Source organism: Janthinobacterium sp. HH102, from assembly GCF_001758625.2.
Lineage (GTDB): Bacteria > Pseudomonadota > Gammaproteobacteria > Burkholderiales > Burkholderiaceae_D > Janthinobacterium.
The window spans coordinates 4646007-4667809 of sequence record NZ_CP062062.1 but is presented as its reverse complement, the minus strand read 5'-3'; the positions used below and the strand labels follow the sequence as shown (position 1 = coordinate 4667809).

At 65.4% G+C, this 21803-nt stretch carries 22 protein-coding genes; 11 read left to right on the top strand and 11 right to left on the bottom strand.

What is annotated here, in order from left to right:
• Window positions 1–16: 16 nt before the first annotated feature.
• From JAB4_RS21230 to JAB4_RS21220, 3 genes are all read right to left on the bottom strand, one after another.
• Window positions 17–2260, bottom strand: coding sequence for a PhoX family phosphatase (locus JAB4_RS21230; RefSeq protein WP_070224092.1), 2244 nt, complete (start codon window positions 2258–2260; stop codon window positions 17–19).
• Window positions 2261–2416: 156 nt separating this feature from the next.
• Window positions 2417–2803 carry a DoxX family protein gene (locus tag JAB4_RS21225; RefSeq protein WP_070224091.1) on the bottom strand — a complete coding sequence of 129 codons (387 nt, stop codon included), beginning with the start codon at window positions 2801–2803 and terminating at the stop codon, window positions 2417–2419.
• 27 nt (window positions 2804–2830) lie between these two features.
• Window positions 2831–3532 carry a pirin family protein gene (locus JAB4_RS21220; RefSeq protein WP_070224090.1) on the bottom strand — a complete coding sequence of 234 codons (702 nt, stop codon included), beginning with the start codon at window positions 3530–3532 and terminating at the stop codon, window positions 2831–2833.
• A gap of 166 nt (window positions 3533–3698) precedes the next feature.
• Here JAB4_RS21220 and JAB4_RS21215 point away from each other — a divergent pair, with 166 nt between their 5' ends.
• Together JAB4_RS21215 and JAB4_RS21210 are read left to right on the top strand one after the other, a co-directional pair.
• Window positions 3699–4625, top strand: a complete 927-nt coding sequence (locus tag JAB4_RS21215) for a LysR family transcriptional regulator (protein WP_070224088.1) — start codon at window positions 3699–3701, stop codon at window positions 4623–4625.
• Window positions 4626–4779: 154 nt separating this feature from the next.
• Complete coding sequence (locus JAB4_RS21210) at window positions 4780–6936, top strand: EAL domain-containing protein (protein WP_070224086.1); 2157 nt, start codon at window positions 4780–4782, stop codon at window positions 6934–6936.
• Window positions 6937–6947: 11 nt separating this feature from the next.
• Here JAB4_RS21210 and JAB4_RS21205 read toward each other — a convergent pair whose 3' ends face one another.
• Complete coding sequence (locus tag JAB4_RS21205) at window positions 6948–7481, bottom strand: DUF4256 domain-containing protein (protein ID WP_070224084.1); 534 nt, start codon at window positions 7479–7481, stop codon at window positions 6948–6950.
• Between the two features lie 64 nt (window positions 7482–7545).
• On the bottom strand, window positions 7546–8454 hold the full coding sequence (locus tag JAB4_RS21200; RefSeq protein WP_070224081.1) for a LysR family transcriptional regulator: 909 nt from the start codon (window positions 8452–8454) through the stop codon (window positions 7546–7548).
• A gap of 98 nt (window positions 8455–8552) precedes the next feature.
• Here JAB4_RS21200 and JAB4_RS21195 point away from each other — a divergent pair, with 98 nt between their 5' ends.
• Window positions 8553–9776 carry an MFS transporter gene (locus tag JAB4_RS21195; protein WP_070224079.1) on the top strand — a complete coding sequence of 408 codons (1224 nt, stop codon included), beginning with the start codon at window positions 8553–8555 and terminating at the stop codon, window positions 9774–9776.
• A gap of 12 nt (window positions 9777–9788) precedes the next feature.
• Here JAB4_RS21195 and JAB4_RS21190 read toward each other — a convergent pair whose 3' ends face one another.
• The 3 genes from JAB4_RS21190 to JAB4_RS21180 are packed head-to-tail and all read right to left on the bottom strand — an operon-like array spanning window position 9789 to window position 11841.
• Window positions 9789–10469, bottom strand: coding sequence for a hypothetical protein (locus tag JAB4_RS21190; RefSeq protein ID WP_070224076.1), 681 nt, complete (start codon window positions 10467–10469; stop codon window positions 9789–9791).
• Window positions 10470–10474: 5 nt separating this feature from the next.
• A complete protein-coding gene (locus JAB4_RS21185) occupies window positions 10475–11254 on the bottom strand; it encodes a MipA/OmpV family protein (RefSeq protein ID WP_227742010.1) in 780 nt (259 codons plus the stop codon).
• Between the two features lie 8 nt (window positions 11255–11262).
• The gene (locus JAB4_RS21180; protein WP_070224074.1) at window positions 11263–11841 is read right to left on the bottom strand and encodes a porin family protein; all 579 of its coding nucleotides are present in this window, start codon (window positions 11839–11841) and stop codon (window positions 11263–11265) included.
• 203 nt (window positions 11842–12044) lie between these two features.
• Between JAB4_RS21180 and JAB4_RS21175 the strand changes: the two genes are divergently transcribed.
• Entirely contained in the window at window positions 12045–12722 is a 678-nt protein-coding gene (locus JAB4_RS21175) for a response regulator transcription factor (RefSeq protein ID WP_070224073.1), read from the top strand.
• The gene (locus JAB4_RS21170; RefSeq protein WP_070224071.1) at window positions 12719–14020 is read left to right on the top strand and encodes an ATP-binding protein; all 1302 of its coding nucleotides are present in this window, start codon (window positions 12719–12721) and stop codon (window positions 14018–14020) included. Before JAB4_RS21175 ends, JAB4_RS21170 begins: the two co-directional genes overlap by 4 nt.
• Here the strand turns inward: JAB4_RS21170 and JAB4_RS21165 are convergent.
• On the bottom strand, window positions 13998–14894 hold the full coding sequence (locus JAB4_RS21165; protein ID WP_070224069.1) for a DMT family transporter: 897 nt from the start codon (window positions 14892–14894) through the stop codon (window positions 13998–14000). The two genes, JAB4_RS21170 and JAB4_RS21165, sit on opposite strands and share 23 nt — an antisense overlap.
• A 77-nt stretch (window positions 14895–14971) precedes the next feature.
• Here JAB4_RS21165 and JAB4_RS21160 point away from each other — a divergent pair, with 77 nt between their 5' ends.
• A complete protein-coding gene (locus tag JAB4_RS21160; RefSeq protein ID WP_070224067.1) occupies window positions 14972–15460 on the top strand; it encodes an Lrp/AsnC family transcriptional regulator in 489 nt (162 codons plus the stop codon).
• 10 nt (window positions 15461–15470) lie between these two features.
• Window positions 15471–16292, top strand: a complete 822-nt coding sequence (locus JAB4_RS21155) for an APH(3') family aminoglycoside O-phosphotransferase (RefSeq protein WP_070224065.1) — start codon at window positions 15471–15473, stop codon at window positions 16290–16292.
• Between the two features lie 13 nt (window positions 16293–16305).
• On the opposite strand, the gene JAB4_RS21150 is transcribed toward JAB4_RS21155, so the two are convergent.
• On the bottom strand, window positions 16306–16833 hold the full coding sequence (locus JAB4_RS21150; protein ID WP_070224064.1) for a hypothetical protein: 528 nt from the start codon (window positions 16831–16833) through the stop codon (window positions 16306–16308).
• A 123-nt stretch (window positions 16834–16956) separates the two neighbouring features.
• Between JAB4_RS21150 and JAB4_RS21145 the strand changes: the two genes are divergently transcribed.
• Window positions 16957–17340, top strand: coding sequence for a glutaredoxin (locus JAB4_RS21145; protein WP_070224062.1), 384 nt, complete (start codon window positions 16957–16959; stop codon window positions 17338–17340).
• An 8-nt stretch (window positions 17341–17348) separates the two neighbouring features.
• On the opposite strand, the gene JAB4_RS21140 is transcribed toward JAB4_RS21145, so the two are convergent.
• Window positions 17349–17585, bottom strand: coding sequence for a DUF3820 family protein (locus JAB4_RS21140; RefSeq protein WP_034749909.1), 237 nt, complete (start codon window positions 17583–17585; stop codon window positions 17349–17351).
• A 144-nt stretch (window positions 17586–17729) separates the two neighbouring features.
• Between JAB4_RS21140 and JAB4_RS21135 the strand changes: the two genes are divergently transcribed.
• The 3 genes from JAB4_RS21135 to JAB4_RS21125 all read left to right on the top strand — a co-directional run bounded on the left by JAB4_RS21135 (window position 17730) and on the right by JAB4_RS21125 (window position 21791).
• Entirely contained in the window at window positions 17730–18941 is a 1212-nt protein-coding gene (locus JAB4_RS21135) for an MFS transporter (RefSeq protein WP_070224060.1), read from the top strand.
• Window positions 18942–19026: 85 nt separating this feature from the next.
• On the top strand, window positions 19027–20244 hold the full coding sequence (locus JAB4_RS21130; RefSeq protein WP_070224059.1) for a YeeE/YedE family protein: 1218 nt from the start codon (window positions 19027–19029) through the stop codon (window positions 20242–20244).
• A gap of 68 nt (window positions 20245–20312) precedes the next feature.
• Window positions 20313–21791, top strand: coding sequence for a sodium:solute symporter (locus tag JAB4_RS21125; protein ID WP_070224058.1), 1479 nt, complete (start codon window positions 20313–20315; stop codon window positions 21789–21791).
• The last annotated feature ends 12 nt before the right edge of the window (window positions 21792–21803 follow it).

Genomic DNA, 21803 nt, shown 5'->3' with positions numbered 1-21803 from the left:
CGCCAGGCACGTCACATCAACTGCCGATGCGGCCGCCGTCGTTCTTGGTGATCACGATGGTGGCCGAGCGGGGACGCTTGCCGGCGCCGTAACCGGCGTTGGCCGGCCACTGGCTCGTGTATTTGGACGGATCGCCGATATTCGCCAGCGCGGTGTTTTCGCCCGGATGCTGGATATTGATGAACATGGTCTTGCCGTCCGGCGTTTCGCTGATGCCCGTGATTTCCGAGCCGACCGGCCCCACCAGGAAGCGCTTGAGCGTGTCGGCCGTGGGTTTCTTGCCGATGAAGGTATCGACGGCCAGGTTGCCGCCGGCCGCCGTGGCGTAGTTCAGGGTGGACTTGGCGCCGTCGCCCACCTTGCCGGGGATGGCCGCGAGCATCATGCAGTTGGTCACATCCGTGTACGCGCCATCGTCCGTCTGGATCCAGCAGATGCCCGTGTAGGGGCTGAAGGCCAGGCCGTCCGGGCTCGAGAAATCCTGGTCGGCCGTCAGGTTCGACAGGTTGATCTTGCTGGCGTCGGCGCCGCTCTCGGCGCCAAACAGGTAGACATCCCACGTAAAGCTGGTGGCCGCGGCCGCGCCCGTGCCTTCCTTGAAGCGGATGATGTGGCCGTTCGGATTGCCGTTCTGCGCGCTGCTGCCCTTCATGTCCGTGTAGGCGCGCGGGTTGGCGCTGTCGGGCGCCAGCTGCGACGAGCCGCTCGGATTGACGGTGCGGTTCGAGTTGTTGGTCAGCGTGTAATAGATTTCGCCATTGGCCGGGTTGACCGAGCACCATTCCGGACGGTCCATCTTCGTCGCGCCCACGGCGTCGGCCGCCAGGCGGGCATTGACCAGCACGTCGGCCAGGTCGGCGAACTTGTAGGCGCCGTACGCCTGGATCTGCGCGTTCGACAGGGACAGCTCGATCCACTGGCCCGTGCCGTCGGCGGCCAGCTTGGCCACGTACAGCTTGCCCGAATCGAGGTATTTGTCGCCGGTGGCGATACGGTCCGCAGGCGTCGCATCCGCGGCGGCCCAGACGGCCGTCGTGACGAATTTGTAGATGTATTCGTTGCGCGAATCGTCGCCCATGTAGACGGCCAGCTGCTGGCCCACGGTCGGCACGCTGAAGGCGGCGCTTTCGTGCGCGTAGCGGCCCAGCGCCGTGCGCTTGCGGATCGCCTTGGTCTTGTCGTACGGGTCCATTTCGACGATGTAGCCCATGCCGTTGAGCTCATTGCGGTAATCGTCGCTGCCGTCGGCTGATGCGCCGGTCTTGCTCAGGTTCCAGCGCGCGTATTTGTCGTCGCTGCCGCCCGTTTCCCAGCCGTGGCGCGAGGCGCCGCCCTGGCTGCGGCCATAGCGGTTCAGCGACACCACGGACTTGTCGCCGCGCGCCGCGTTGTCGGTGGCCGAGCGCGTGAAGTAGCCGGCCCAGTTTTCTTCGCCGGACAGGTAGCTGCCCCATGGCGACTTGCCCGTGCCGCAGTTGTTGATGGTGCCGCGCGTCTTGGTGCCGGTCGGCGAATACTTGGTCACCACGAGGGCGTTGCCGCGCACGGGGCCGGCAAGCTCGATGTCCGTCAACGGCGTGACGCGGCGGTTGAAGGCGGAATCGTTGACGGTGGCCCAGGTGCTGCCCGTCTTCTTGACTTCCACCACGCTCAAGCCGTGGACGGCCACTTCCTTGTCGACTTCGGCGGCGGGGCGCGGCAGCGTGGTGGTGCCGCCATTCACGTGCAGGAAGTGCGAGGACAGTTTTTCGTCCGTGGTCGCTTCGTGGTTCATCGCCAGCAAGCCCCGTTCGGCGCCGGAGGCCAGCGGCGCGCCGGCGGCGGACAGGCCGTAGTATTCCATGCCGTCGTGGTGGTCGCCGGCGCGGTTGTCGAAATCGGTATCGCTGCCGTCATTCTTGTAGGCTGGCGTGGCCGCGCGCAGCGAGTCGCCCAACGCATACAGCGCGGTGGCCGTGTAGCCGGCCGGCACCGACACGACGTCGGCCAGGCTTTTCGGCACGGCCGTGAAGGCCAGCAGTTTTTCGGGTGTCGGCGTTGGCGTCGGTGTGACGGCCGCCGCATCGCTGCCGCCGCCACAGGCGGACAGACCCATCGAACCCATGACGGCGGTAGCGGCCGTGACGGCGCTGCCGCGCAGCCAGTTGCGGCGGCTCAGGCGGGCGTTCAGGATGCTGTTGAAATGGTTGTCGTGGGACGCGTTGCTGTCGATGTCGTTCAGATCGGTGGCGCGGATGGCCAGATCGTTGGGCTTGTTCATGGGCTGCGATGTCCTGTGGTTGCGTGATTTAAAGGCAACCGCATGATAGTCAGCGTATGTGACAGCGCCATGTCAGCTTGATGACAAAACGGTGACAGGCTGCCGGCCGGACCGGACGCGTCGATGACGGGGCCCTCCGGTCAGGCAGCCTTGGCCTCACTTGGCCTGGCGAAAGCCGCGCTCCACCAGCAAGAGCATGCCGCCGAAGATGGACAGGTTCTTCAGGAAGTTCGTCAGCTGGTCCTGAAAGTGGGCCGCATCGGCGCTCCAGAAGGCGTGGAAGATCACGGTGGTCGGAATCAGGAACAGCGCCAAGGCCAGCGCCGCCCAGCGCGCCTGCCACCCCGTGATCAGCAGCAGGCCGCCGCCCACTTCCAGCACAATCACGCCCACCAGCAAGATATTGGCGATCGGCAACCCCTGGCTGGCCATGTAGCCGGCCACCCCCGCAAAGCCGCCGATTTTCAGCAAGCCCGAGACAAAGAACAGCACGCCAAGGGCGGCACGGCCGAGGGGCAGCAATACGTTGGTTCTGTTTTCCATGATTTTCTCTTTCTTTGTATTTATCAATTATTTCGGTAAATCGAAGACCAGAAACTCTGCGTCCTCTGCTTGCGTGAGGATCACGGCCGCTTCCTGCGTCAGTTTCAGCGCATCGCCCGCTTTCAAGGGCGTGCCGTTGACGACCAGGCTGCCGCGGATCAGGTGCACATAGGCGAGGCGGCCTTCTTCCAGCGCATGTTCGGCCTGCTCGCCTTCCTGCAGGATGCTGGCGTAGATGGCCGCATTCTGGTGGATCAGCACGGAACCCTGGCGGCCGTCGGACGAGGCGATCAAGCGCAGCTTGCCCCGTTTGCTTTCCGGCGTGAAGTGTTTCTCTTCATAGCTGGGGGGAATGCCCGTCACGTTCGGCTGGATCCAGATCTGCAGGAAGTGCAAGCCATCCGTGTTTGAATGATTGAACTCGCTGTGGCGCACGCCGCTGCCGGCGCTCATGCGCTGGACATCGCCGTAGTGCAGCACGGAACCGGTGCCCATGCTGTCCTTGTGTTCGAGCGCGCCGTCGAGGACATACGAAATGATTTCCATGTCGCGGTGGCCGTGCGTGCCGAAACCCTGGCCTGGCGTGACCCGGTCTTCATTGATCACCAGCAGGGGGCCAAAACCCATGTGCAGCGGATCGTGGTAGCTGCCGAAGGAAAAGCTGTGGTGGGAATTGAGCCAGCCGTGGTTGGCGGCGCCGCGTTCTTCGCTATGACGAATCTGTAACATGGTGAACTCCGTTTCTAAAGGTTAATGTGCGATAATTTCGAAGGACCGTTGCCTGGCGCTATGCCTTGGCTTCTCTCTGCCCTTCGCTGTACGATGAACAAAGTATAGGCGCCTCAGAAGAGAAAGAAAAACGGAAAATCTTGCGACCTATGATCGAAAAAATCGAATGTTAAGACTGAGCCTGGAAGCGCTGCAAATCGTCGACGCCATCGACCGCCGTGGATCGTTCTCGTCGGCCGGCAAGGAGTTGCATAAAGTCCCGTCCACCATTTCCTATACGGTGGCCAAGCTCGAGGACGACCTGGGCGTGCAGGTGTTCCAGCGCAATGGCCCGAAAGTCATGCTGACGGCGGCTGGCCAGGAATTGCTGAAAGAGGGCAGGTATTTGCTGAAGGCGGCGCAGGACCTCGAACACCGCGTGCGCAGGGTGGCGTCCGGCTGGGAAACGGAATTATCCATCGGCATCGATTCCATGTTTTCCGCCGTGGCCCTGGCCGACGACGTGCGCGCCTTTTACGACGTGGCGCAGCAGACGCGCTTGCGCCTGTCGCAAGACACCCTGTCGGGCACCTGGGAAGCGCTGCTGGACCGGCGCGCCGATTTGCTGGTGGGCGCGCCAGGCGACGGGCCGGCGGGCGGCGGCTATATCGCGCAGCCGATCGGCATGCTCGACTTCGTCTTTACCGTGGCGCCCACGCATCCGCTGGCGCAGGTGGCCGAACCCTTGTCGCGCGGCCATTTGCAGCAGCACCGGGCCGTGGTGGTGGCCGATTCGGCGCGCCAGATGGCGCCGCGCACGGTGGGGCTGCTGCTGGGGCAAGATGCCTTGAGCGTGCCGAACATGCAGGTCAAGTTCGATTACCAGGTGCTGGGGCTGGGCTTTGGCTTCCTGCCGGGGCCGTGTGCGCGCGCCGCCATCGCGCGTGGCTTGCTGGTGGAAAAGGCCGTGGAAGAGCCGAAACCGTCGGAAACGTTTTACCTGGCCTGGAGAGTGGGCGAGGATGGCGCCGCGCTGCGCTGGTGGATGGCGCGCATGCGCGAACCAGATGTGTTTGCCCGCCTGGCGCAACATCTGCCCGGCCATTCGGCGTAGGCCTTAAAATGTTGACATACGCCAACACTTTTAAGTTACCATATTCACAGTATTTCCCGCCCGACCTCCACGCCCCACAGTGGGATTTTGATGATTACACACACCGCAGCGCCCCTGATACCTTCCCCTGACCTGGTCCAAGAGTGGGGTTGCCATGCTTGAGGCGAAGGTCGCGCTGTGCCTGCGCCTGGCCCAGGATGCCCGTGAACAGGCGGGGCCGCAGCAGGCCGCCACCCTGGCGCGGCTGGAGGAAGAGCTGGAGCGGCTGCGCGGCGCCAGCCGGCCCGTGGTGCGCGTGGCGCCTCCTGACGCCTTGCTGGAAATCGATCCCGACGGCTTTTTGATCGGCTGGAACCATGGCGCCGAACAGATGTTCGGCTATTCCGAACTGGAAGCACTGGGCCAGCACATCCTGTTTTTGTATCCGGAAGACGACGCGGAAGCGAGCGTGCTGGAACTGCATTTCACGCAGGGCGACGTGGCCACCGATGTGCGCCGGCGCAAGAAGTCGGGCATGGTGACATGGCTGCGCATGCACCGCCATGTGATCCACGACCAGGCGGGCAAGGGCTGCGGCATGGCCGTGCGCCTGTCGGCCATGAGCGAGCCGCTGTCCGACGTGGACAAGGTCCGGTTGCACGCCCGCATCATCGAAGACAGCGAGCAAGCCGTGCTGATCACGGATGCGGAAGAGCGCATCGTCTCGATCAACAGCTCGTTTTCCCGCATCACCGGCTATTCGCCGGCCGAAGCCATCGGCCGCACGCCGGACTTGCTGCGCTCGGGCGTGCACGACCCGGATTTCCGCGCCAAGGTGCGCGCCGCCATGCGCGGCCACGGCTCCTGGCGCGGCGAAATCATCGGCAAGCGCAAGAATGGCGAACTGTTCCCGCAAGACGTCACCATCAGCGTCGTGCGCGACGAATTCGGCGAAATCAGCCATGTATTTTCCCTGTTTTCCGATATCTCGGTGCACAAGGATGCCGAAGCGCGCATGCAGCGCATGGCCAACTACGACAGCCTGACGGGCTTGCCCAACCGCTGCCTGCTGAACCAGCTGGTCGACCAGGGGCTGGCGGAAGCGAAACGGCAAGGCACGCATGGCGCGCTGATGGTCATCGACATCAGCCGCATCGGTTCCATCAGCGACACCCTGGGCCATGAAGTGGGCGACCAGCTGGTGATCGCCATCGGCCAGCTGTTCCGCGGCGCCCTGCGCGACGCCGACATCCTGGCGCGGGTCGACAACAGCAAATTCGTCGTGGCCCTGCTGCACATCGAAAAGCGCGAACACGCGGCCAACGTGGCGCAAAAGCTGCTCAACCTGCTCGAGGCGCCGATCAATATCGACGCGCACGCGCTGCACGTGGGCGCCAGCATCGGCATCACCGTGTATCCGGAAGACGGCCTGGAAGCGCCGGCCCTGTTCCGCTTTGCCGACGTGGCCGTGGCCAAGGCGGGGCAGACCATCGAATCGACCTTCCTGTTCTACCGCGAAGACATGAACCGCAGGGCCAAGGAGCATCTGCGCCTGGAAAGCGAAATGCGGCTGGCGCTCGGCGACAAGGAGCTGGAATTGCATTACCAGCCGAAAGTGAGCCTGGCCAGCGGACGCATCGTAGGCGCGGAAGCCTTGCTGCGCTGGAAGCATCCGATGCGCGGCATGGTTTCGCCCGGCGTCTTCATCCCCGTCGCCGAGGAAACCAGTCTGATTCTGGAGCTGGGCACCTGGGTGCTGGACGAGGCGTGCCGCCAGATCCGCTGCTGGGAAGACCGTGGCCTGCACATGCCGGCCATTGCCGTCAACCTGTCGGCGCGCCAGTTCGATGAACAGTTGCCGGCGCGCATAGCGGCCGTACTCGAGCGCTACCAGGTGCGGCCCGACCAGATCATGCTGGAAATCACGGAAAGCCTGCTGATGCGCGGCGCCGACAAGGTCATCGGCATCATGAACCAGCTGGTGGCCATGGGACTGGCGCTGGCGCTCGATGACTTCGGCACCGGCTATTCCAGCCTCGCCTACCTGAAGAAATTCCCCATCAGCACATTGAAAATCGACCGCTCGTTCGTCATCGGCTTGCCCTTCGAGGAAAACGATTGCGCCATCGCCCGCGCCATCGTCACCATGGCGCAGCAGCTGCGCCAGGAAATCGTCGCCGAAGGGGTGGAAACGGCCGAGCAGATGCGCTTCCTGCGCGAACTCGGCTGCGACCAGCTGCAGGGCTATCTGTTCAGCCCGGCCGTGCCGGCGGCCGAATTCGAGCTGATGCTCGATGAAGGCCGGCAGTTGCGCCTGGAAGAGGCGGTCTGAACCGGCGTCGCTCAGACGCGCAGCAGTCCGCGAAAGCCCCGGCTCGCATAATACGATTCGGCGCCGTTGTGATAGACGAAGACCTGGTCATAGCGGCGGTCGCCAAACAGGGCGCCGCCCAACGCCCGGATGCTGTCCGGCGTGGCGATCCAGCTCGAGGTCTTGCGGTCGAACGGTTCCAGCTCTTGCAGCTGCCGGTACTGCGCCTGCGTCAGCAAGGCGATGCCCATCGCCTGCGCCATGGCGAGCGCGCTGCCGGCCGGCTTGTTGGCCTTGCGCGCAGCCAGGGCCGCCGCGTCGAAACACAGGCTGCGCCGGCCGATCGGGCTTTCTGTTGAGCAATCGCAAAACGTGACGGCGTCCGTCTCGCCGGCGTGCCCGATGACGTCCGGTTCGCCGCCCGTGTCTTCCATTTTCTGCAATGCCACCAGGCTGGCGGGAGCGGCGTTCAAGCGCGCCAGCACCTTGTCCCAGGTCCATCCCGGATGGCGGTGCATGTGCCGGCTGAAGCGGGTTTGCAAGGTGCGGATCAAGTCGTCATGCATGGCGCGGCTCTCTGGAAGTTCAGCGATATGGCCGATTATAAGACGCGATGCCGGCGGGCGGCGCTCATCCCAGCTGCACTTTTTCCAGCAGATAATCGAGCATCACGCGCACCCTGGCCGGCACTTGCAGGCCCGGTCCCACGAAGACGGCGTGCACGAGTTCCTTGTCGCCCGGATTGTAGTCCTGCAGCACTGGCATGAGTCGGCCTTGCTCGATGTCGCGCTGCACGTGCTGGCGCGAAAAGCGCCCGAGACCCATGCCCGCCAGCACCAGCTGGCGCATGCTTTCGCCATCGCTGACGCAGGTATTGCCCTGCGGCGCCACCTGCAAGGTGCCGCCGCTCCCGTCGAGGAAGGGCCACGTTTCGTTCTGGCAGCGGAAGTTGAAGGCCAATAAATTGTGTTCGGATAATTCCTGCGGCGTGCGCGGCAGGCCGTGCCGCGCCGCGTAGGCTGGCGAGGCGACGACGACCATCGTGTCTTCGCCCAGTTTGCGCGCCACCAGGTTCGATGCCTTCAGCGTGCCCGTGCGGATGGCGATGTCGGTGCGGTCTTCCAGCAGGTCGACGATGGCGTCGCTGACGACGACGTCGAGCACGATGTCGGGATAGCGCTGCGCGAACTCGGGCAGGATGGGCAGCAGGTGGCGCACGCCGAACGGCACGAAACAGTTGATGCGCAGGCGTCCGCGCGGCGCGGCGCCCTGCGATGCTTCGCGCTCGGCGCCATCGATATCGTCGAGGATGCGCTTGCACTGCACGAAGAAGGCGTCGCCCTCGGGCGTCGTGTGCAGCTGGCGTGTGCTGCGCTGGAGCAAACGTGCGCCGAGCCGCGCTTCCAGGCGATTGACGAGCTTGCTGACGGCCGACGGCGTCAGGGCCAGGCGGCGCGCGGCGGCGGAAAAGGCGCCCGTTTCCACCACGGCCACGAACACGGCCATCTCGAACGCGCGGTTGATGTCTTGCCTGGCCATTATTGAATCCATTTCACAGGTGTTTCCATTATTGGAGTCTATATCAAAAGTATTTATCTCGATACACTGGCCCGCTTGAACCATTTGTTGGAGCCATCATGACCACCGCAGCCCCTGTTTCCCCTCCCGCCAGCACGATGCCGCCCGGCGTGCTGGCGCTGGCCGTCGGCGCCTTTGCCATCGGCGTGACCGAATTCATCGTCGTCGGCATCTTGCCCGCCATTGCGAAGGATTTGCACATTTCCATCGAATCGGCCGGCTCGCTGGTGAGCCTGTATGCGCTGGCGCTGGCCATCGGCACGCCGCTGCTCGTGTTATTGATGTCGCGCCTGCCGCGCAAGGCGGCCTTGCTGGGGCTGATGAGCGTGTTCCTGGCCGGTAACCTGCTGGCCGCCTTTTCCCACACGTTTGAATTGCTGCTGGCGGGACGGGTCATCACGGCCGTGGCGCACGGCACCTTCTTTGCCATCGGCGCCACCGTGGCCGCCAGCCTGGTGAACAAGGCGCAGGCGGGCAGGGCGATTTCCGTGATGTTTGCGGGACTGACGCTGGCCATGGTGATCGGCGTGCCGTTCGGCAGCTTCCTCGGTAATCTGATGGGCTGGCGCTTGCCCTTCTTTGCCGTGGTGGTCTTGGCCGCGCTGGGTTTGGCCGCCATGGCGCGCTGGCTGCCGGCCGGTTTGCAGCAGGGCAAGGGCGGCAAGGCCATGACGCAGCTGGCGGCGCTCGGCAGCGGCCCCATCCTGACGATGATGGCGGTGACCACCTTCGGTTTCGGCAGCAGCTTTGCCGCGTTCACGTTCATTACGCCCATCCTGACGGATGTGACGGGCTTTTCCGCCACCATGGCCAGCGCCCTGCTGATCGTGTTCGGCATCGCCACCTTTGCCGGCAACCTGGCGGGCGGCTACCTGACGAGCCACCTGGGCTGGCAAAAAGCGCTGCGATCGATGCTGCTGTTGCTGGCCGTGACGCAAGTGGGCGTGGCGCTGGCCATCACGTCCCAGTGGCTGATGACGGTGATGCTGTTCGTCTGGGGCGTGTTCGCCTTCGGCCTGTCGCCCGCCTTGCAGGCCGGCATGCTGGCGACGGCCGAGCGCTACACGCCGCAGGCCGTCGATTTCGCTTCCGGCCTGAACATTTCCGCGTTCAACCTCGGCATTTCCTTCGGTTCCATGCTCGGCGCGCTGATGGTGTCGCGCCAGCTGATGGCGTCGTCGCCATGGGCCGGGGTGGCGGCTGCCTTGCTGGCCCTGTTGCCGCTGGCGTGGCTGGCGCGCAGGAACCTTGCCGCCCACGTGGCGGGGGCGGCCGCGCACTGAGCGCGGTCCGCCTTATTCCAGCAGGGCGGTGATCGCCAGCGGCGTGCCGCCGGTGAGTACCTGGCCCCCGTCCGGATGCGCATGGAAACGGAAGGCGTAGACGCGAAAGCCGCTGGCAGCGTCGCCGGGAAAGGCGGGGCCGTCCTGCGCCGCCAGCGGGAACGCCGCGCCATCGCCGCCCTGATAGCGCACTTGCGCCGCATCCGTCCTCGCATATGCAAACTGCACGCCGGCGCAGCGCTTGCCGCCAGCGCTGCCGGCGTAGCGCGTATAGGCGAGGAATTGTTCGCAGGCGGCGCGCAGGTCGGCCGCCGCATACACGCCATCGGGCCGCGTGACGATGGAGACCCAGGCGCTTGACGAGATCTGCCCCGGCTTGCGGTTCCAGGTCAGCTCCGCGTTGTCGTCATAGGCAGCCTTGGAAAACGGGAAAACGGCGCGCCCCAAAGCATCGAGCGGCAGCGCCAGCTGCGCGTCCTTGCCGTGCAAGGTCAGGCGCAAGCCATCCGTGGACACGCTGGCGTCGCGCGGACGCAAGCGCAGATGCTGCTGCAGCAATTGCTTGGGCTTGCCGTACTTCTCGAACCAGATCATGTGGCGGTAGGCGTCGCGATACGCGATCCAGTCGCCGCCTTCCTGGGCGCCTGCGAACGCGGGCAGCAATGCCAGGCCGAGAAGCAGGGATGTGCGCATGCCGCTTAAAACCGGTAACCGAGGCCGGTGGACCAGCTGATGACGTTGCGCCGTTCGATGACGGGACTGCCGGCCGGCCCGCTGCCCAGCCGCGTGCCCGTGACGGCGCTGTTGAGCAGCCACTTGCTGCTCAGCGCCCAGTTCCAGTTGACGCCTGCCTCGATGGCGGTGACGCCGCCGGCCGGGCGGTAGTCGCGCGCGCCGCCGGCAGCGACGCTGACGGCGTAGCGCTCCTCCATCACGGCGCCGCTGGCCAGCGACACGCCGGCCGACAGGGTCACCGTATGATGGGCCGCCAGCGAGGGCAGGGTCTTTTGCACGGCGAGCTGCGCGCGCCAGCCGTGCGCGCTCGTGTCGTACACCAGGTTCGACGTGACGCGCATCTGCTCGCCCAGGTAATAGCCATAAAAGCCGCCCACGTCGGGCGAGCCCTTGATGCGCCGCGTGCCGCGCAGGCGCCAGCCATCTTCCGGATCGCGCGCGTTGCTGGCGGCCAGCAGCGGGCCGTATTCAATGCCCGGCGTAGCCGACAGGTGCATGCCCGCCACGCCGCTGGCCGAGACGAACACGCCATTGCTCCACTGGACCTGCAGCAGCGGCCGCAGGACGGCGGCGCGCGGCGCGCCATCGTCCGTCGCGGAGCTGCCCGTGACGGCCGCGCCCACGTACATGTCCCGGCTCCCGTCGGGCATCATCTGCGCGCCGGCGCCGCCGGCCAGCAGCAGCGCCGGCAGCAACAGCCGTGGGGGAAAACGGGAAGAAAAACGGGGAGCGAACTTGTGCATGCCATCCTTTAAAAACCGAAACGGACACCGAGCGCGATGCGGTTCATCGTGCTGTCGAGTCCTTCGTATCTGACTGTCGGGGCGTGCTCCCATTCGAGCTGCAGCGCCACGTCCTTGTTGATCTGGTAAGCCGCTCCCACGCTCGCGTACAGGCCCGTCTTGCCGGCCGATTCACCGGGCGGCGCATTCCTGCCGTCGATGGAGAATTTGACGCGGCTGCGCGCCATGCCCGCCTTGGCGAACAGCGACCAGTCCTCGTCCAGACGCCAGGTGCCGCGCGCCGCCAGGTAGGCGGCGCTGGCGCGCACCCTGAGCCGGTAGCCGGGGTCGAGGTCGAAGCTGGTCGCGCCGCCGCTGGCGCGGTAGCCGCCCTCCAGCGCCCAGGCCGGCGTCAGTTCATAGCCGGCGAAGACGCCGAATGGCAGCGCCTTGCCGCTGGCGTCGCGCTGGCTTGTCGCGCCGCCAGCCGCATACTGGATCTTGCCGTCGCTGGCTGGGCTGATGTTGGCGCCCACGTACAGGCCTTCGGCGTGGACGAGCGAGGTGGCGGCGACGGCGAGCAGGGTGCTGCATGCAAATTTTTTCATGTTCTGATTCCGGTTGAGGTAAGAGCCATGAATGTTAGGCAAACAGCGTCCCGGAATCCGCCCGTGTTTGTCTTCGAATTGTCCTCAATTTGTAGGCCGCATTTGTATAGAAAGTGTAGCAATGTGTACGGGATTGTCGAATTTGCCACAGGCGCGCCGCGCTCCACTACAATACGCCACAAAAATGGCGGCGCGGAGGAGCGATGCAAGGTGTCATGCTGGTGGAGGACGATGCGCGGCTGGCCGCGCTGGTCAAGGAATACCTGGAGCAATACGACTATGCGGTCGATGTGGTCACGCGCGGCGACCAGGCCCTGGCGCGTTTTCGCGATACCCAGCCCGAGCTGGTAATACTCGACCTGACCCTGCCCGGCGTCGACGGCCTGGTGGTGTGCCGCCAGCTGCGCCAGCTCAGCGCCGTGCCCATCCTGATACTGACGGCGCGCGAAGACACCTTCGACGAAGTCTCGGGCCTGGAGCAGGGCGCCGACGACTACGTGAACAAGCCGATCCAGCCGCGCGTGCTGCTGGCCCGTTTGCGCGCGCTGCAGCGGCGCGGCAGCGCGGCGGCCGGCAGCGATATCGTCATCGGCCAGCTGCGCGTGTCGCGCGAGAACCGCGCCGTGCACTGGCGCGGTCAGGAAATCGCCATGAACAGCGCCGAATTCAAGCTGTTCGCCATCCTGGCCGATGCCGCGGGCAAGGTCATGTCGCGCAACGACATCCTCGTCAAGATGCGCGGCATCGAATTCGATGGCCTCGACCGCAGCATCGACAACTGCATCTCGCGCCTGCGCCGCAAGTTCGACGACACCGCCGCCGAGCGCATCAAGACGGTGTGGGGCGAAGGCTACCTGCTCACGCCCTCGGCCTGGGAATGAGCCGCCTGTTCTGGCGTTTCGCGCTGCTGGTGCTGCTGGCTATCGCGCTGGGCAGCGGCGTCATTTACTTCACCTTCAGCCGCCTGTTCGGCGATCCGCTCGAGCACATCGCGCGCGACCAGGCGGCCGGCCAGATCTTCCTGCTGGAGCAGTACATCGACCAGGCGCCCGCCGACGAATGGCTGCCGCGCCTGAACAAGGTGCGCGAAGTGTCGGACGTCACGCTGGAACTGCAGCCGCTGGCCACAGTATTGGCGGCGCTGCCGGCCGCCCGGCGCGCGCCGCTGCTGCAAGGCGCTGTCGTGATGGACGTGGGCGGCAAGGGCTTTTACCGGCGCGTCGATGTCACGGGCGCGCGCTATGCCGGCAGCGATGACGACGTGCTCCACGCGCAGAAGCTGCCCATCGACGTGGGCCAGGCGCTGCGCATGGAAGCGATCCGCTTTGCCGTCATCGCGCTATTCCTGCTGCTGCCGCTGGGCTGGTGGACGCGCGCGCACGGCCGCAGCCTGGCGGCGCTGTCGCGCATGGCCGACGATTTCGGACGGGGCGACCTGGCCGCGCGGGCGCGGGTCAGCCCCGCATCGAGCATCGCGCCGCTGGCGGGCCGCATCAACGACATGGCCGGGCGCATCGGTTCGCTGCTGGAGGCGCGCAAGCATTTGCTGCTGTCGGTGTCGCACGAGCTGCGCACGCCGATCGCACGGCTGGAATTCGGCCTGGAACTGCTGGCCGCGCGGCATGCGAAAGGCCAGCCCGACCTGCAGCGGCGCGTCGACGCCATGGGCGCCGACGTCGAGGAACTGAAAACCCTCGTCAATGAGCTGCTGGGCCTGATGCAGCTCGATCATGCGCAGGCGCTGCCGCGCCAGTCCTTCGCGCTGGCGCCCCTGCTGCACGCCTGCCTGGCGGCGGCCTTGCCGCGCCAGGTGGACGCCGGCATCGCCACCGACCTGGGCGAGCTGCGCGGCGACGCCCGTCTGCTGGCGCGCGCCGTCGGCAACCTGCTGGGCAATGCGGCCAAATATGCCGTGGCGCGCGTGGCGCTGTCGGCCGTGCGCGATGGCGAGGCGCTGCGCATCGTTATCGAGGACGATGGTCCCGGCATTCCCGCCGACCAGCGCGAACGGGTGTTCGCCCCGTTCTACCGCCTGGAGCGCGAGCAGGACCATGCGGCCGCAGGCCACGGCTTGGGGCTGGCCATCGCCGCCAGGGCTGTCGCGCTGCACGGCGGCGCCATCGCCGTCGACGATTCGCCGCTGGGCGGCGCGCGCTTCACGATTTGTATTCGGGCCTGAGCGCTGCCGCGCCGCGTCTCTGCCGCTGCGCCATGTAGGAACTGCCCATGGACGCGGCCATGATCATGGCAATCGCCAGCCACTGCCCGGCACCGAGCCGCTCGTCGAGCAGGATGTAGGCCAGCATGGCGGCCACGGCCGGTTCCATGCTGCTCATGATGCCGAACGCTTGCGGCGTCAGCCGCTTCAGGGCCACCATTTCCAGCGAGATCGGTATCGCGCTGGAAATGAGCGCTACCCCCAGGCCGATGCCCAGCACGGCGGGCGAGAGCAGGGCGGCGCCGCTATGCATCACGCCCACAGGCACCACCACCAGCGCGGCCATGGCCAGGCCCAGCGAGACCGAATGGCCCGCATGCAGATGGCTGGCGCGCTTGCCGAAGACGATGTACGAGGCCCAGCAGACGGCCGCGCCCAGGGCGAACAGCACGCCCGTGGGATCGAGATTGCTGACGTCGTGGCCGAGCGGCAGCAGCAGCGCCAGTCCCGCCACGGCCAGCGCCACCCAGACGAAGTCGAGCGGGCGGCGCGAGGCCAGCAGCGCCACTGCCAGCGGGCCGGAAAACTCGATGGCCACGGCGATGCCGAACGGGATCGTGCGCAAGGCCATGTAGAAGCACAGGTTGGTCAAGCCCAGCGCCGCGCCGTACAGGGCCACCGTGCGCAGGTCGGCGCGGCTCAGCTGCCAGCGCCACGGGCGCCAGAACAGCAACAGCAGCAGCGCGGAAAAGCCCACACGCACGGCCGTCGTGCCTTGCGCACCGACCAGCGGGAACAGGCTGTGCTTGGCCCATGAGGTGCCCAGCCCCAGCGCGGTGACGGAACCGAGGATGGCGAGCAGGGGAATGAACGAGGAATAGCGGCGTAATGGCATGGTGATAAAAGGCTTGATATCGGAATGGTGAAAGTTTATTGTGTCTGCTCCGATATTTGCACTGCATTTTGACCTCCATGACGCAACTTTCGCTCACGTCTTCCCCCGCGCTCGATGGTTTCGACCTGGCCATCCTCGACATCTTGCAGCGCGATAACACGACTTCGCAGCGTGAAATCGCCCAGGCCGTGCATTTGTCGGCGCCGGCCGTGCAGCGGCGCATCCGCCGCCTGCGCGAAAGCGGGGTGATCCGCAACGAGGTGGCCGTGCTCGACGCGAGCCGGTTGGGCCGTCCCTTGATCTTGACGGTGGAAGTGCATTTGCACGACGAGCACCCGCAGCGCACGGCCGGCATGCGCGCGCGCATCATGGCCGAGCCTGCCATCCAGCAGTGCTACGGCATCACGGGCGAGGCCGATTACCTGCTGATCATTACCGCCAGCAGCATGGCCGAATACGAGGCACTGACGGAACGCCTGTTCGGCGGCGACGACAATATCCGGCGCTACCGTACCTCGGTGGCGCTGACCTGCCTCAAGATGGGCTTGCACGTGCCGCTGGCATAGGATCGGACGGATGACGATCTCCAACAAGAAGCAAGCGGCCGTGACGGCAGCCATGCCCGCCAGCCTGCGCGCCGCCGTGGCCGGCTATCGATGGACGCGCGACAGCATCGGCGAATCGGACGCTGCCGTCTATAGGCTGCAGGGCAGGGACGGCGCGCCGGACCTGTTTTTGAAGCATGGCAAGGGTGTTGCCGCCGCCGAGCTGGCCGATGAACTGGCGCGGCTGCGCTGGCTGGCGCAATACCTGCCCGTGCCGGTCGTGCTCCAGTTCGCCCAGGCGGCAGACCGGCAGCAGGCATGGCTGCTGACGGCGGCGCTGCCGGGCAAGACGGCGCACGAATTACTGGAAGCCAATCCCGAGATTGGCCCCGCCGTGGCCGACGCGCTGGCAGCCTTCCTGCGCCGCCTGCATGCGCTGCCCGTCGATGCCTGCCCGTTCGACGCCAGCCCTGCCGTCCGGCTGGCCCAGGCGCGCCAGCGCATCGATGCGGGCCTCGTCGACACCGATGATTTCGATATCGCGCGCCAAGGCTGGACGGCGGAACAGGTGTGGGCGGCGCTGCAGGATTGCCAGCCGCTCACGCCCGACCTCGTCGTCACGCATGGCGACTTCTCGCTGGAAAATATCCTCCTGCACGAAGGCGCCGTCGTCGGCTGCCTCGACGTGGGACGGGCCGGCGTTGCCAACCGCTACCAGGACCTGGCCATCGCCTGGCGTGCTCTCGGTGAGTTGGACGCCGCGCTACAGCAAAGGTTTGTTGAGCAATATGGGCTCCTTGATATCGATCAAGGCAAGCTGGCATTCCATTTGCTGCTCGACGAACTGTTTTGAAGGCTGCCAGCCATCAAGGCTCTTCGCGCTCGGCATCGCGTTCGCGGCAGCTCAAGGACGCATAATGGCCCTTGGGCATCCTAGTCTTGATGGCAACCTCGCTCAGTGCATGCCCGATATCGACGGGGTCGCTCAAGGTGCAGCGCTGGGCGCGGGCGAACGCTTGCAGCTTCTGCGTGCTGCCGCGCACCTTCACCGTCACGCCCACGCCGGGGCTGACGCAGCAGCCGATGTATTGCGTGATGTATTCTTCCTCGATCAGCACCAGTGCATGCCCCATGAAGCTGGCGGGCTTTTGCAGCAGGTAATAATCGGTGTAGTCGAAGCGCTGGTCGGGGTGCTTGCCGATGTAGCCTTCGCGCATGTAGGCCCGGATCGCCTTGCCGGAGGTGCCCACTCTTTGCGTCGTGCCCTTTTTCAGGTGTAGCGCCTGGATCAGACCGCTTTCGAGCCCGGGATCGGCAGCGGCCAGGGCGCTGGAGGCGCAGGCGGCGAGCAGAAGCGAGCCGATCAGGCGGCGGGTGCGGCGCCACTCAGCCATGGGAGGGATTGCTTGCATATATTGACGTGTAGGGGAGAAGAAGCGCAGTGTAGCCCACGCCAGCCTGTGTGCGTGGCACAATGCGTGATCCGCACGCCACGTGCCACTGACCCCAGGACTTTCATGACCCGCGCCATCCTCGACGAAGCCCAGATCCATCCCGCCGCCCGCCCTTTGATCGGCAGCAAGCACCAGGACATCGTGCGCGAGGTGCAGGCGGCCATCGCCGCGCACCAGGTAGTGGTGGTCGGCATGGCGCTCAATCCGTTTCCGCGCAAGGCGCGCAAGATCCTCGACGTGCTGGGCACGCCCTACCAGTACCTGCAATACGGCAGCTATCTGAACCAGTGGCACCGCCGCAATGCCTTGAAAATGTGGACGGGCTGGCCCACGTTTCCCATGATTTTCGTCAATGGCGTGCTCATCGGCGGCGCCAGCGAGCTGCAAAAGCTCGTGGAAAATGGCGAGTTCAGCGCCATGCTGGCGAAGAAGCTGCGCCAGTTCTGACCTGTTCCTTACTCGCCCGGCCGCCACGGCGACTTGCGCGTGCGCAAGGGGTCGAGCAAGCTGCGTAAATCGTTGTGGTCGAGTTCGTACATCAACGCGATTAAACTGCCCAGTTCGCCCGAGGGAAAGCCCTCGCGCGCGAACCAGCCTAGGTAATGTCCCGGCAAGTCGGCCAGCAAGCGTCCCTGATATTTCCCGTATGGCATTTCGCGCGTGACCAGCAGCGCCAGTTTTTCTGAATTCATGGTGGTGACCCCGTGTTGATGCGGCCAGTGTAGCAGACCATTGCATTGTTGAGTTGAGCGCAATTATCTTCTGCCTGATCAGGTATTTTTCGGAACAAAGAAACCCCCGATACTGCATGCCAACATCATTGATCGGAGTTTGCCATGCCCATTGCCTTGCTCGCGCTGACCCTCAGCGCCTTTGCCATCGGAACCACCGAGTTTGTCATCGTGGGACTGTTGCCCACCATCGCCGCTGACCTGGGCGTCAATCTGCCCTCGGCCGGCCTGCTGGTCAGCCTGTACGCGTTGGGCGTCGCCGTCGGCGCACCCGTGCTGACTGCCCTGACGGGCAAGATACCGCGCAAAACCCTGCTGCTGTCGCTGATGGTCTTGTTCACCCTGGGCAATTTGCTCGCCTGGAAATCACCGGGCTATGAAACTCTCGTCGTCGCCCGCATCCTGACGGGGCTGGCGCATGGCGTGTTCTTTTCCATCGGCTCGACCATCGCCACGTCATTGGTGCCGAAGGACAAGGCGGCCAGCGCGATTGCCATCATGTTTACGGGCTTGACCGTGGCCCTGGTGACGGGCGTGCCGCTGGGCACCTTCATCGGCCAGCATTTCGGCTGGCGCGAAACCTTCCTCGCCGTCTCGGCCCTGGGTCTGGTGGCGTTCATCGGCAGCCTGTTGTACGTGCCGTCGACCATCAAGCACAGCAAGCCCGCCTCGCTGCTGCAGCAAGTGCGGGTGCTGGGCCAGCCCCGGCTGCTGCTGGTGTATGCCATGACGGCCGTCGGCTATGGCGGCTCCTTCATCGCCTTTACCTATCTGGCGCCGATTTTGCAGCAAGTGTCGGGTTTCAGCGCCGGCGCCGTGGGCGCGGTGATGCTCGTGTATGGCGTGTCCGTGGCGTTCGGCAATATCTGGGGCGGCAAGCTGGCCGACAGCAAGGGTCCAGTGAGTGCCCTGAAACTGATCTTTTTGCTGCTGGCAGCCGTTTTGCTGCTGCTGACCTTCACGGCGCCGCATCCCGTGCTCGTCGTCATCACCGTGCTGCTGTGGGGGGCCGTGGCCTTCGGTAACGTGGCCGGTTTGCAAGTGTATGTCGTGCAGCAAGCGGAACACTTCACGCCCCGCGCCGTGGACGTCGCTTCCGGCCTGAATATCGCCGCTTTTAATCTGGGCATCGCCGGCGGCGCCTGGGGCGGCGGCTTGATCGTAGAACACCTGGGCCTCGTGCACACGGGCTGGATCGGCGCGCTGGTCGTGCTGGGCGCCTTCGGCTTGACGGCCCTGAGCGGCCGGATGGACCGTTTGAACCCGATTCCCGTGCGCAGCGGCGGCGAGAAATCGCTGCATGCGGTGGGGCACTAAGCCTGCTTGATCTGCAAGCAAGTCGCTGGCACGGGCGAGAGCAGGGTTTACAATGGTGTTTCCCTTTCTCTCGCCCATACTCCCCATGTCCGATACCGCAATGTCACCGCTGCGCCTGCGCGCCGCCATCAACCCGAAACCGCTGGGCGTGGCCCTGTTGCTCATCGTGCTAGGCGCCTGGTACCTGGCGCTGACGGTGGGCGCCACCCAGTCCGCGCTGTACGTGGTGGGCGCCTTGCTCGGCATCACCCTGTATCACGCGGCCTTCGGTTTTACATCGGCCTGGCGCGTCTTCATTGCCGATGGCCGCGGCGACGGCTTGCGCGCGCAAATGCTGATGCTGGCCGTGGGCGTGGCGCTGTTCTTTCCCGCGCTGTCGGCCGGCACCCTGTTCGGCACGCCCGTCGCCGGCCTGGTGTCTCCCGCCGGCACGTCCGTCATCTTCGGCGCCTTCATCTTCGGCATCGGCATGCAGCTGGGCGGCGGCTGCGCCTCCGGCACCTTATATACAGTCGGCGGGGGCAGCACGCGCATGCTCATCACCCTGGCTGCCTTCATCGTCGGCTCCGTGATCGGCACGGCGCACATGCCGTTCTGGACGGCGCTGCCGCAATTGCAGCCCATTTCCCTCGTCACAAGCCTGGGCCTGGTGCCCGCGCTGGCGCTGAACTGGATCGTCTTCGCGCTGATCGCCGGCATCACGGTCTTCGTGGAAAAGCGCCGCCACGGCAAGCTCGTCGCCACGCCGCTGCGCCCGGCGCAGGCGTCGCCCTGGCTGCACGGCCCCTGGCCGCTGGTGGCGGGCGCCATCGCGCTCGTCGTACTCAATTTCATCACCCTGGCGCTGTCGGGCCGTCCGTGGGGCGTGACGTCCGCGTTCGCCCTGTGGGGTGCGAAAGCCGCGTCCGCGATCGGCATCGACACGGCCAGCTGGGCCTACTGGTCCACCAAGGCCAACGCGGCCGCCCTGGCCGCGCCTTTGACGCAGGACAAGACTTCCGTGATGGACATCGGCATCGTGCTGGGCGCCATGCTGGCGGCGGCCCTGGCCGGCCGCTACGCGCCCGTGTGGCGCATCCCGCTGCGCTCGATCATGGCCGCCGTCGTCGGCGGCTTGCTGCTCGGCTACGGCGCGCGCCTGGCCTACGGCTGCAATATCGGCGCGTATTTCAGCGGTATCATCTCGGGCAGCCTGCACGGCTGGCTGTGGCTGCTCTGCGCCTTCCTGGGCAACGTCATCGGCACGCGCTTGCGCCCGTGGTTCGGCCTGGAAGTGGAGAAAGTCAAACCGACCGGCTGCTGAGGCCGGCATAAACAGGGTCTTTGCTGTATATTTCGGCCCCTGTTCACCTTGCCGCCAGCGTATCGCCCATGTCCCCCCTCATCCTGTTTGCCGTCGTCCTCGCGTATTTTTTGATCCTGCTGGGCGTGGCATGGCGCACCTCGCGCCACGCCACCAATGAGAGTTTCTTCATCGGCAACAAGGACAGCAACTGGATGCTGGTGGCCTTCGGCATGGTCGGCACCACGCTCACGGGCGTGACCTTCATCAGCGTGCCGGGCGCCGTGGGCAGCAACGGCTTCGGCTATATCCAGCTGATGATCGGCTATGTGCTCGGCTACCTGGCCATCACCTTCATCTTGCTGCCGCTGTATTACCGGCTGCAGCTCACTTCCATTTACCGCTACCTGGAACTGCGCCTGGGCCGGCGCTCCTACCAGAGCGGGGCGGCGTTTTTCATCGTCTCGCGCCTGCTGGGCGCCACGGCGCGGCTGTATCTGGTGGTCAATATCCTGCAAGCCACCATACTCGACAGCCTGGGCGTGCCGTTCTGGCTGACGTCGTGCGTCGTGCTGCTGCTGATCCTGCTGTACACGTACGAGGGCGGCGTGAAGACCATCGTCTGGACCGACACCCTGCAAACGGCGTGCATGCTTGCCGGCCTCGTCATCTGCAGCGTGTTTTTGCTGCGCGCGATGGACCTGTCCCTCGTCGACAGCCTGGAGCGCATGCGCGCGCAAGGGTTCACGCGCATCTTCACCGTCGACCCGGACAGCCCCGCTTATGTGTGGAAGCATATTCTTGCCGGCATGTTCATCACGATCGCCATGACGGGCATGGACCAGGAAATGATGCAAAAGAACATTTCCGTGCGCACCTTGCGCGACTCGCAAAAGAACATGCTGAGCCTGACCGTGGTGCTGACGGGCGTGCTGCTGCTGTTCCTCTTCCTCGGCGGCTTGCTGCACCTGTATGCGCCGCTGGCCGGCGTCAGCGCGACAGGCGATAAACTGTTTCCCGCCGTCGTGCTGGGGCACTTTCCCGCCGTGGTGCAGCTGATTTTTTTCATCGCCCTCATTTCCGCCCTGTTTCCCAGCGTGGATGGGGCATTGACGGCGCTGACGTCCACCTTTTGCATCGATATTTTGGGCGTGCAGCGCAGGCCGGACTTGAGCGCGGCCGCGCAGATGCGCTGGCGCCGCCGTGTGCACCTGGGGTTCGCCGCCCTGTTCCTGATATTGATCATGGCCTTCAAATGGCTGGATGACCCCAGCATGATAGGCGTGATCCTGAAGCTGGCCAGCTACACCTATGGTCCGCTGCTGGGCCTGTTCGCCTTCGGCCTGCTGAGCCGGCGTGGCGTGCGCGACCGCTGGGTGCCGCTGGTGGCCGTGGCCGGGCCGCTGCTGTGCGCGCTGATCGAAGGGGAGCAGGCGCGGCTGTTCGAGCATTACCGCATCGGCCTGGAACTGCTGATCCTGAACGGCGCCTTGGTACTCGCAGGCCTGTTCCTCATTTCCACGCCGCCACGGCAGGGCGGCCAGGACACGCAATACTTGTCAAAATAAGACGAATCCCAA

Coding starts and splice junctions, on each gene's coding strand:
- JAB4_RS21155 (WP_070224065.1), top strand. CDS start 15,471: ATGACGATCTCCAACAAGAAGCAAGCGGCCGTGACGGCAGCCATGCCC.
- JAB4_RS21140 (WP_034749909.1), bottom strand. CDS start 17,585: ATGAATTCAGAAAAACTGGCGCTGCTGGTCACGCGCGAAATGCCATAC.
- JAB4_RS21230 (WP_070224092.1), bottom strand. CDS start 2,260: ATGAACAAGCCCAACGATCTGGCCATCCGCGCCACCGATCTGAACGAC.
- JAB4_RS21215 (WP_070224088.1), top strand. CDS start 3,699: ATGTTAAGACTGAGCCTGGAAGCGCTGCAAATCGTCGACGCCATCGAC.
- JAB4_RS21190 (WP_070224076.1), bottom strand. CDS start 10,469: ATGCGCACATCCCTGCTTCTCGGCCTGGCATTGCTGCCCGCGTTCGCA.
- JAB4_RS21145 (WP_070224062.1), top strand. CDS start 16,957: ATGACCCGCGCCATCCTCGACGAAGCCCAGATCCATCCCGCCGCCCGC.
- JAB4_RS21180 (WP_070224074.1), bottom strand. CDS start 11,841: ATGAAAAAATTTGCATGCAGCACCCTGCTCGCCGTCGCCGCCACCTCG.
- JAB4_RS21150 (WP_070224064.1), bottom strand. CDS start 16,833: ATGGCTGAGTGGCGCCGCACCCGCCGCCTGATCGGCTCGCTTCTGCTC.
- JAB4_RS21185 (WP_227742010.1), bottom strand. CDS start 11,254: ATGCACAAGTTCGCTCCCCGTTTTTCTTCCCGTTTTCCCCCACGGCTG.
- JAB4_RS21175 (WP_070224073.1), top strand. CDS start 12,045: ATGCAAGGTGTCATGCTGGTGGAGGACGATGCGCGGCTGGCCGCGCTG.
- JAB4_RS21195 (WP_070224079.1), top strand. CDS start 8,553: ATGACCACCGCAGCCCCTGTTTCCCCTCCCGCCAGCACGATGCCGCCC.
- JAB4_RS21135 (WP_070224060.1), top strand. CDS start 17,730: ATGCCCATTGCCTTGCTCGCGCTGACCCTCAGCGCCTTTGCCATCGGA.
- JAB4_RS21225 (WP_070224091.1), bottom strand. CDS start 2,803: ATGGAAAACAGAACCAACGTATTGCTGCCCCTCGGCCGTGCCGCCCTT.
- JAB4_RS21125 (WP_070224058.1), top strand. CDS start 20,313: ATGTCCCCCCTCATCCTGTTTGCCGTCGTCCTCGCGTATTTTTTGATC.
- JAB4_RS21205 (WP_070224084.1), bottom strand. CDS start 7,481: ATGCATGACGACTTGATCCGCACCTTGCAAACCCGCTTCAGCCGGCAC.
- JAB4_RS21170 (WP_070224071.1), top strand. CDS start 12,719: ATGAGCCGCCTGTTCTGGCGTTTCGCGCTGCTGGTGCTGCTGGCTATC.
- JAB4_RS21210 (WP_070224086.1), top strand. CDS start 4,780: ATGCTTGAGGCGAAGGTCGCGCTGTGCCTGCGCCTGGCCCAGGATGCC.
- JAB4_RS21130 (WP_070224059.1), top strand. CDS start 19,027: ATGTCCGATACCGCAATGTCACCGCTGCGCCTGCGCGCCGCCATCAAC.
- JAB4_RS21200 (WP_070224081.1), bottom strand. CDS start 8,454: ATGGCCAGGCAAGACATCAACCGCGCGTTCGAGATGGCCGTGTTCGTG.
- JAB4_RS21160 (WP_070224067.1), top strand. CDS start 14,972: ATGACGCAACTTTCGCTCACGTCTTCCCCCGCGCTCGATGGTTTCGAC.
- JAB4_RS21165 (WP_070224069.1), bottom strand. CDS start 14,894: ATGCCATTACGCCGCTATTCCTCGTTCATTCCCCTGCTCGCCATCCTC.
- JAB4_RS21220 (WP_070224090.1), bottom strand. CDS start 3,532: ATGTTACAGATTCGTCATAGCGAAGAACGCGGCGCCGCCAACCACGGC.